The sequence below is a fragment of the Geoalkalibacter sp. genome, assembly GCF_030604225.1.
GTDB lineage: Bacteria > Desulfobacterota > Desulfuromonadia > Desulfuromonadales > Geoalkalibacteraceae > Geoalkalibacter.
The window spans coordinates 1-9,969 of record NZ_JAUVWH010000117.1 but is presented as its reverse complement, the minus strand read 5'-3'; the positions used below and the strand labels follow the sequence as shown (position 1 = coordinate 9,969).

The following is a 9,969-nucleotide window of genomic DNA, read 5'->3' as shown; positions in this document are numbered from 1 at the left end:
GACTTTCCAGCTCATAATCCCGCACGTCGTGCAAAATTTCGGCGACGGATTTGGTGCGCGCGTCGGCCAGTTGCGCAAAGCCCTGGCGGCGGTCGCGGCTTTCTTCTTCATGAGCCGTCCAAGCGGCGACCAAGGTCAGCACCACCCCAACGGCAGCCACCAGCCAGAGCGCGAAAAAACTCAAGGCGCCCCGAGGGCTGCCGGCTTCGCGCGCCCCACCCCGCCGCATCCAGCCGGAAATTGCCAAGATCAAGCTCAGGACCAGAATCCCGCAGAGGACGGGCAGAGCAGCGCCATGGCGGATCTTGAAGCAACCTTGCGCGTCCACGTCCAAGAATAAAAAAACATTGCCCTCGCCGTCGAAACGGTGCATCGGCACCACCGCGCGCAAGAAGCGACCCTGCTCATCCTTCCAGGGACCGAGCACCGTCGGCATTTCGCCAGGCAACATTGAATCAACATCGTCAATGTCCATCCGCCCGGGAGACTCCGGGGAAGAAACCGCAAGAATCCGTTTCGGACCCTCGGCCCCGCTTTCCAGAAGAATGATGCGGCGTTGGCGGGGATCGGCGGAGAGGACGGCCTCCAACTGATGCCGAAGACGGTATTGGGCGGAGGAAAAAGAGTCGGAGCGCGGCTCGGTCAGGGTCTTGAGGTGATCGGCATTGATGGTTTGCGCCAGCCATTCGGCCCGGCGGAGCAGATCTTGACGCAAAGCCTCGTCAGCCCGCTGCATGGACCACCAGGACAGGAGGCCGCCCGCGAGCAGAACCAAAAAAATCGCGGCCGCCGGCCAGGAGCCGGTGAGGGATTGAAGGGCGTGGTTGGGCGCTTTGGGCATAAAGGCACTCTAATGCCCTCGGCAGCCACAAATCAAGAGCCAATTCGTTAGGAATCCCTGGGGGCAAGGGCTTGCGGCAAACTGAAGAAGAAGTTTCCCTGCCCTGCCCCCTTCGATTCCTCAGTGCCCCGTGCGGCTAGTCCTGTTTTCTAATTCCGGCTATTTTGGGCGCTGCCTGCGTTGCGCCAACTTGACTTAGCGCACGTTTTCCTCTGGATAGGCGCCGATCTGGTGAATGGCGAGATCGGCGCCGCGAAACTCCGCTTCCTCGTCGAGGCGAATACCGAAAACCTTGGCAATCCCTCCATAGATCACCGCGCCCATGACCAGGGCCCAAACCACGGCAAAGGCGCTGCCGGCGAGTTGGGCGGTGAAGGAAACTCCTCCCATCCCACCGAACAATGGCTGACCGAAGATCCCCGCTGCGATGCCGCCCCAGGTACCGACGATGCCGTGCAGGGGCCAGACCCCAAGCACATCATCAATTTGAAGCTTTTCCTGCTCCCACTGAAATCCATAGACGAAGATCAGCGCACCCAGTCCGCCCATCAGAAAGGCGGCCAGGGGGTGCACGATATCCGAACCGGCGCAGATGGCGATCAGCCCGGCCAGGGCACCATTGTGAACGAAACCCGGGTCATTGCGCCCTGCCACCAAGGCAAATAGCACCCCGCCGACCATCGCCAGCAAGGAGTTGACCGCTACCAACCCCGAGATGCCGGACAGGCTTTGAGCACTCATGACGTTGAACCCGAACCAGCCCACCGCCAGAATCCAGCTGCCCAAGGCAAGAAACGGAATGTTGCTGATGGGTATGGGTTGACTGCGCCTGCCCACGAAGCGCCCCTTGCGCGCCCCGAGAAACAGCACCGCCGGCAGGGCCAGCCAGCCACCCATGGAATGCACCACCACGCTGCCGGCGAAATCATGGAAGGGCGCGCCGAAGGTGTGTTCGAAAAATGATTGCACTCCTTCACTGTGTTGCCCCCAGATCAGCGATTCGAAAACGGGATAGACAAAGGCGACGAAGATCGCGCCCGCCGCAACCTGCGGCCAGAAGCGGGCCCGCTCGGCGATGCCGCCGGAGATGATCGCCGGAATGCAGGCCGCGAAGCACAGCAGAAAGAAAAACCGTACCAGCTCATAGCCCTGATTGTCGGCGAGCAGTGCGGTCGCGGGGTGAAAAAAGTGGATGCCGTAGGCCAGGGGGTAGCCGATGATAAAGTAGATCAGGGTCGAAACCGACCAGTCGGTGAGAATCTTGACGAAGGCGTTGACCTGGCTTTTCCGGCGCACCGTACCGACTTCGAGAAAAGCAAAGCCGGCGTGCATGGCGAACACCATGACCGCCCCGAGCATGAGAAAGAGTACGTCTCCCCCGTGAATGAGGGAAGTAACCGCCGAATCCATCGTCAAGACCTCCTCGTCTTTGTTAGAGCCCGAGCACCCTTGCCCGGGCTGACGCGAGTCGGTCTTTCAAACAGTGTACCCAATGGAAGAACGGCGTAAAAATCGCCCGCCCTGGGCAAAAAGGGCCTCCATCGGCACCAAATCTGAATAAATATGCAGCAGGACAGCCTGTTTTTTGGGCGCGATTTGCGATAAGCACGATGGGGCAAGATTGGACGCTGATTAATTTTCGAGGGTCGGTATTAACGCAGCACCGTGCCTTGACCTGATTTTCTGCAAGGATCAATTTGAGCAAATTCTTATTTTCTCTTTGCAATTAAATTTTTCTTTGCACAATTCGATCAATTCGCCCATGGTTAGCACGCGCCAATAATCAAGCTCTCATCGGCCACCAAGCAGCCGTTTTATAAAGCTTTTTACCAAAGAGGGGATTTATGACTTCTGGGCTTAATGGGATTAAGGTAAAGGTCGGCGGTTTCCTTGCAATCATCCTGATGGTGGCGTTTGCGGTCAGTACGACCATCAATACCCTGCAGAGCAACGCCCTGCTCAATCACTCCAGTACCGATGCCCTGGAGGCCCTGCGGGACTCAGCCCTTGACCAGGCGCGCAGCGTCTTCATCAGCCTGGAAGTCGGCACCTCGGGCTCGGTGGCGCGCGGCGAAATGGATCTGTTTCTGGAGTTGATTCACGGCTTGTCGCAAGTCCCGGGAGTCCTCGAGGTGGGTCTGACCGACGCCCAGGGCCAGATCAAACATTCCAGCCTCCAGACAAGCGTTGGGCAGAAGTTCGTCATGCCCCCAATGTCGAATCAGGGCGCGCAGCCCTTGCAGGAAGTCGAGGACCAGGCCTCGGTGACCCTCAGTCGCGCCCTGATACTCACTGCCAGTTGCATTGAGTGCCATTTTGATCGCTCGGAAAACAGCGCGGCCGGAGCCTTGTATGTGCGCTTCAGCCTGGAGGGGCTACGGACCGCGGAAGCGGATTTTGCCCAAGACCTGATCGCCGCGAGAGCAGAAAGTATTCAGACGGGGGTACTCACCGGCGGCGGTGGCCTGTTGGTTGCCGCACTGAGCGTGGTGCTCCTCTTGGGCCGCATGGTGTGCGCGCCCCTGAAGCGGCTGGTGGCGATGATGGAGGAACTGGGACGGGGCCATCTCGGCATGCGCCTGAACATCGACAAAAACGACGAGATCGGGCAGATGGCCAAGGCCATCGACGGCTTCGCCGACACCCTGGAAAAAGACATCGTCGCGAACATGAAAAAATTGGCGGCGGGGGATCTCGACTTCAGCGTGGTTTCCTTTGACGCCCGGGATGAAATCCGCCAATCCCTCGCCAAGGTCAGCAACGATCTCAATCAAATTCTGGCTGAGGTGCAAAGCAACGGCAACCAGATTTCCCAAGGCGCCGAGCAGGTCGCGGAAACCAGCCAATCCCTGTCGCAGGGAGCCACGGAGCAGGCCAGTTCCCTAGAGGAAATTTCCGCCTCCGTCCATCAGATGGCGGCCCAGATCAAACAAAGTGCCGACCATGCCGGACAGGCAGCCCGCCTCTCAAACCAGGCCAGCGCATCCGCCGCGCGCGGCCAGCAGCAGATGCGGACCATGATTCAGGCCATGAGCGAGATCAACCGCGCCGGGGGCGATATTTCCAAAATCATCAAGGTTATCGACGAGATCGCCTTCCAGACCAACCTTCTCGCTCTCAATGCCGCCGTCGAAGCCGCACGCGCCGGTCAGCACGGCGAAGGCTTCGCGGTGGTGGCCGAAGAGGTACGCAATCTTGCCGCGCGGAGCGCCAAAGCGGCCAAGGAAACGGAGGAACTGATCGAGGTCGCCGTTGAAAAAGCCAGAAACGGCGGCAATATCGCCGATCACACGGCCGCCGCTCTTGATGAGATTGTCACCGGAGTGACCAAAGTTTCGGATCTCATCGGCGAGATTTCCGCAGCCGCCAATGAACAGGCCGAAGGGATCAGTCAGGTCAACCTGGGCCTGTCGCAAATTGATCAAGTGACCCAGCAGAACACCGCCAGTGCCGAGGAGTCCGCGGCCGCCGCCGAGGAACTCGCGGGCCAGGGGCGGGAACTGCATCGCATGCTGCAACGGTTTCACCTCAAGGGCGGATCCGCGCGGACCAAGGGATTGCCGGTCCTGCCTGCCCCGGCGGCGCATCCTCCCCAGGCGGGAGAATCTGTGTTAATGCGCTGGAGCGACGATCTGAGCGTCGGCATCGAGCACATTGACCGCCAGCACCAGAAACTCGTAGCCCTGATCAACCAGATGTTTTCCGCGATGAAAAGCGGCCAGGGCGATGGGATTTTGCAAGATATTCTCGCGCAACTTGTCGACTATACGCAGAAACACTTTTTCGAGGAAGAACGCATGATGAAATCTCACGGCTATCCCGATTTCGAGGAACACAAGGCCGCGCATGCGCATCTGGTGAGTCAGGTGGGTGATTTCCAAAAGAAATTTAAAGCCGGCAAGGTTTCGGTATCCAGCGATCTGTTCAATTTCCTCAAAGGCTGGCTGATCAACCATATTCAGGGAACCGACAAGAAATACGGCCCCTATCTCAATCAGCGCGGGGTGCTATAGCATTCCGACGTCCGTCTCACCGGCATCCGGAAACATGGAGATTTTTACAATTGCGAAAATTTGAATATGAATAAACACCTACGGCAATCCCCCTGATTTGTCGGGGATTGCCGTAGGTAACCAACCCTAGGAAGCAACTTTTTCAGCCTCCGGCAAAATGAAAAAGAAGCAACTCCCCTGCCCCAAACCCTGCGACTCGACCCAGATGCGGCCGCCGTGCATCTCGACAATCCGCTTGACCAGGGCCAGACCGAAACCCGTGCCCTCCCCCTCGTTGTCAATGCGCTTGAACAGGCCGAAAATCATTTCCCGATGCTTGGATTCGATGCCCATGCCGTTGTCGCGCACATGGAAGACCGGGCTTCCCTCGGCCCTTGACACGCCGATTTCAACGCGCGGTTCGGCCTGGTCCCCCATGTATTTGACGGCGTTTTCCACCAGATTCTGCCAAATGGCCACCAGGCGGGACCGATCTCCCACCAAGGTCAGATCCGCCTCGGCGATGTCCAGGGCCACGCCGCGCTCGGCAATCCGGCCCGCCACCATATCCACGGCATCACGCACCAGATCCCGATACGCCACCGAAATCTTCTCGCCGTCGATGCGCCCGACACGCGACAACTCGCCAAGATCCCCGAGAAGTTGCGCCATGCGCGCCGTCGCCCCCTCGATGTAATTGAAATCCTTCTCCAGGTTGTTCTGGCTGCCTCGGGCGATATCGGCGCGCACATAGCCGAGAAAGGTCTGGATGGTGACCAGGGGACTTTTCAGGTCATGGGAGACGGTGTAAGTGAAATTTTCGAGTTCCGCGCTTTTCTCCCGCAACAAGCATTCATTGCGCTGAAGACTGGCTTCGCGATCCTGCAACGCGGCTTCGGCTTGCTTGCGCGTGCGGATGGCCCGCACCAAAAGGACGATCACGGCAAACTGGGCGAGGATCGCCAGGGTCATCACCAGGACAAACCTGCGCGTTCGCGTTTCCAGGGTGTCCATGGCCCGGGCAAAGTCGGTGATGTCATGGCTCACGCCGAAAAGCTTGTTTTCCGCTGGATCGAAAATTCCGCGATTTTCCAGCACAAGAATACGTCCATCCGTCGGCCGTCTGAATTTGAGAGTGACGGTATATTCCTTGCCGATTTCCAGAAGCTGGCGCCGCGCCTCGGCGATTTGGGCGCGAAATTCGGGCAGAACCATTTCCACAACGGCCTCAGCCGGCAAGGTATTGGTTTCAAGACCAAGCAATTTCCTTGCGCCGTCGGAAAAAGAGTAAGTCCGGGAGGCGAAATCATAGGTCCAATGCCCGACCCCCGCGACCCGCTCGGCATAGCGCAGTTGCACCTCACTGCGCACTAGGGCGTCCTCCAGGGTTTGGCGTTGAGAAACATCATGAATGATGGAAAAGAGAATTCTCCGGCCGGCATGATCCATGGGCCAGGAATAGACCTCCACGGGGCGAATCTCGCCATTGGCCAAACGATGACGAAAAATGAAATAATTGCGGTTCTCCCGCGCCGCCGACTCGAACTCCTGTCGGGTTTCCGCCTCGGAGAGGGTGTTGATGTCCTGAATCCGCATCCCGCGCAGGCGGTCCTGGGGATAGCCATAATAATCGACCGCTGCCTGATTGGCGTCGACAATGCTGCCGTCCTCGGCATCAATGAGCAACATCACCGCGCCGTGGCGCTGAAACATTTCGTAGCCGAAGTTGGATTTGGGTTGTCCCAGGGCGGGACCAACCCACAGCAGAAGAAGGGCAAGCACGCCGCCGGCGCAGAACCTGAACCAAGCCGTCAAAGATGCCTCCCCTTTCATTTCTCGCCCCGAAGGCGAAAGCGATTATGCAAAGAGGGGCAGGATAATACCTGCCCCGGCGTGGGTCGTTTGAGAATCTTAATCGGTACGGGATTGACTGTCCAGCGACAAATATCCTTTAGAAAAAATCCCTCGGGACACGGATAAAATCTGATCGGAGCGGATAAAACCTCAAACCTCAGGGGACGCGGATTGTTGCGGAAACGGCAGAATGAAGGCGGATTAAGCCTTTAGCGGTTAAATCCGCTTTCATCCTGAAAAATCCGCCTTGATCCTTGTCCCCGGTGTTTGCTCCTCAATACCGCTCGAACTCGTCGTCGAGCCGGTCCTGCTTGGCGCCCATGTCCAGGCCACGCCGCCTTTCGCCGTGGCCTTGCGCGCGGGCTTTTTCGGCTGCGGCTTGCCGGCGCGCACGGTGGCCTGGCCGTGGCCGTCGACTTTGAAGTAGGCAATCGCCTGCTGCAACTGCTCGGCCTGGCTGGAGAGCTCTTCCGAGGTGCTGGCCATCTCTTCGGAGGCCGAGGCGTTTTGCTGAATCACCTGGTCGAGCTGCTGAATGGCCTTGTTCACCTGCTCGGCGCCGGCGTCCTGCTCGCGGCTCGCGGCGGCGATCTCCTGCACCAGTTCGGCGGTGCGCTGGATGTCGGGCACCATCTGCTCAAGCATTTTGCCCGCCTGTTCGGCAATCTCGACGCTCGATCCCGACAGCTCGCTGATCTCGGCGGCCGCGGTCTGACTGCGCTCGGCAAGTTTGCGCACGTCCGCCGCCACCACCGCGAAGCCCTTGCCGTGCTCGCCGGCGCGCGCCGCCTCGATGGCCGCGTTCAAGGCCAGCAGGTTGGTCTGGCGGGCGATCTCCTCGACAATCGAGATCTTCTCGGCGATCTGTTTCATGGCCGCCACGGTCTGCGCCACCGCCGCGCCCCCCTGACTGGCGTCTTCGGCGCTCTTGGCGGCGATCTTCTCGGTCTGAACGGCGTTGTCGGCGTTCTGGCGGATGTTGGCGGCCATCTGCTCCATGGAGCTTGAGGCCTCCTCGGCGGCGGCCGCCTGCTCGGTAGCACCCTGACTCATCTCCTCGCTGCTGGCGGAGAGCTGCTGGGAGCCCGAGGCCACGTTGTCGGCCGAGGCGCGCACGTCGGCCACCACCTCGCGCAGTTTTTCCACCATGCCGTTCAAGGCCCCGGCCAGTTGACCGATCTCGTCCTTCTGGTCGATGGCGAGTTGCTGGCTGAGATCACCGGCGGCGACGGACTCGGCGAAGGCGACCCCCTGGATGATGGGGCGGGTGATCAGGCGGGTGATGAACCAGGCCAGCACAATCCCGATGAGCAATGCCGCGACCAGTCCACCCGCCAAAAACAGAGTGGCTGAGTACAGCGTGGCGGCCGCCTCATTGGAGCCCTCGATTGTGCTGCTTTCGGCCAAATCCTGCAACTCGGCCGCTGCGGCAAGTACGGCATTATAGGCGCTCAGCCGCTTCTGAGCCACTTCACCGGCGCGAGCCTGACTTGCGGCAATTTGACCGACCGCCTCGCGGTAGGCGGATGCCGCCTGCAGAACCTGCTCAAGCACGCGACGGTTTTGCTCCTGGCGGGTGCTATTCAACAGATTCCGCACTTCGGCCTGCAACCGCTCGCCGCTGCGAACGGCGCTCTCGATCAGATCGGCGTTGCGCAAAGCCTGCCCTCGCCAATTGCGCAGACGGATATCGCCCGCCAGGGACTGCAACTCCACCGCCGCATTGATTCGCTGTTGACGCAGAACCAACTCCGAGTGAATGTCGCCATCATTGATCTGGCGCAGCATGGCCTGCTGCTGGGCATCGAGATAGGCTTCCAGATTGTCCATGAAAATCCCGGCACTGACATCGGCAGCTTCGCGCGCCGCCAGCAACTGCGCCGTCACAGCTGCCGTCTGCTCGATGGCGGCTTCGTACAACGCAACATCGGTTTCGATCGCGGTCAATGCCGGGCCGAGAGCCTGCAGATGGGCGCTTTTTTCCGCGAGTTCAAAACCCGCCGCGAGCGCGTCCCTTAGTTGCGCCATCTGCTCGCGACCGCGTAAAAGCCAGGCGGCATCCTGATTGAGGCTATACCCCACCATGAAATAGCCGACCTCGCGCTGACGATTTTCAATTTCCGTGGCGATGGCCATTTCCGGCATCAGTTCCTCGGCCACCAGGCGGGTCTGCCCATTGACCTGCTGCATGCGCACCAGCGCCAGAACCGCAACCAATGTCACAACACCAAGAACCAGGGCGAAGCCTGATCCGATCTTCCAGCCGAGATTCAGATTGTTGAACATCTTTATTCCCATCGTATGATGACGCCGATCTCTCTCGGCAATGAGTCGGCAATCGGGGCCGGCAGGTCAAAAATTGGCGAGTTGCTCATTCCTTGGGGACGCGGATTGTTGCGGAAACGGCAGAATGAAGGCGGATTTAACCGCTAGAGGCTTAATCCGCCTTCATCCTGTAAAATCCGCCTTGATCCGTGTCCCCGGTTTTTTCTCCTCAATACCGCTCGAACTCGTCGTCAAGTCGATCCTGCTTGGCGCCCATCTCCAGGGCCACCCCACCCTTGGCCGCGGCCTTTCGCGCCGGTGCGGCGACATGGGCGATGGCCTTGGGCCCGGGCTTTTTCGGCTGCGGCTTGCCGGCGCGCACCGTCGCCTGGCCGTGGCCGTCGACCTTGAAGTAGGCAATCGCCTGCTGCAACTGCTCGGCCTGGCTGGAGAGCTCTTCCGAGGTGCTGGCCATCTCTTCGGAGGCCGAGGCGTTTTGCTGGATCACCTGATCGAGTTGCTGGATGGCCTTGTTGACCTGCTCGGCGCCGGCGTCCTGCTCGCGGCTCGCGGCGGCGATCTCCTGCACCAGCTCGGCGGTGCGCTGAATGTCGGGCACCATCTGTTCGAGCATTTTGCCCGCCTGTTCGGCGATCTCGACGCTCGATCCCGACAGCTCACTGATCTCGGCGGCGGCGCCCTGGCTGCGCTCAGCGAGCTTTCTCACCTCCGCTGGCACCACCGCGAAGCCCTTGCCGTGCTCACCGGCGCGCGCCGCTTCGATGGCGGCGTTCAGGGCGAGCAGGTTGGTCTGTCGGGCGATTTCCTCGACAATCGAGATCTTCTCGGCGATCTGCTTCATGGCCGCCACCGTCTGGCTCACCGCCGCGCCGCCCTGGCGGGCATCCTCGGCGCTCTTGGCGGCGATCTTCTCGGTCTGCATGGCGTTGTCGGCGTTCTGGCGGATGTTGGCCGCCATCTGCTCCATGGAACTCGACGCCTCCTCGGCGGCCGCCG

6 protein-coding genes are annotated in these 9,969 nt (G+C 60.1%); 1 reads left to right on the top strand and 5 read right to left on the bottom strand.

Annotated features, from left to right (window positions below):
* Together QAT43_RS12010 and QAT43_RS12005 are read right to left on the bottom strand one after the other, a co-directional pair.
* A partial coding sequence (locus QAT43_RS12010; protein WP_305043321.1) for a hypothetical protein occupies positions 1-775 on the bottom strand: 775 nt, incomplete at its 3' end.
* A 261-nt stretch (positions 776-1,036) separates the two neighbouring features.
* Positions 1,037-2,251 carry an ammonium transporter gene (locus QAT43_RS12005; protein ID WP_305043320.1) on the bottom strand — a complete coding sequence of 405 codons (1,215 nt, stop codon included), beginning with the start codon at positions 2,249-2,251 and terminating at the stop codon, positions 1,037-1,039.
* 494 nt (positions 2,252-2,745) lie between these two features.
* On the opposite strand from QAT43_RS12005, the gene QAT43_RS12000 reads away from it, so the two are divergent.
* Positions 2,746-4,854, top strand: a complete 2,109-nt coding sequence (locus QAT43_RS12000) for a bacteriohemerythrin (RefSeq protein WP_305043319.1) — start codon at positions 2,746-2,748, stop codon at positions 4,852-4,854.
* A 126-nt stretch (positions 4,855-4,980) separates the two neighbouring features.
* Here the strand turns inward: QAT43_RS12000 and QAT43_RS11995 are convergent, their stop codons facing one another.
* The 3 genes from QAT43_RS11995 to QAT43_RS11985 all read right to left on the bottom strand — a co-directional run.
* Positions 4,981-6,648, bottom strand: a complete 1,668-nt coding sequence (locus tag QAT43_RS11995) for a sensor histidine kinase (protein WP_305043318.1) — start codon at positions 6,646-6,648, stop codon at positions 4,981-4,983.
* A gap of 267 nt (positions 6,649-6,915) precedes the next feature.
* The gene (locus tag QAT43_RS11990) at positions 6,916-8,973 is read right to left on the bottom strand and encodes a methyl-accepting chemotaxis protein (protein WP_305043317.1); all 2,058 of its coding nucleotides are present in this window, start codon (positions 8,971-8,973) and stop codon (positions 6,916-6,918) included.
* A 208-nt stretch (positions 8,974-9,181) separates the two neighbouring features.
* Positions 9,182-9,969: methyl-accepting chemotaxis protein (locus tag QAT43_RS11985; RefSeq protein WP_305043316.1), on the bottom strand; the 788-nt coding region annotated here is incomplete at its 5' end.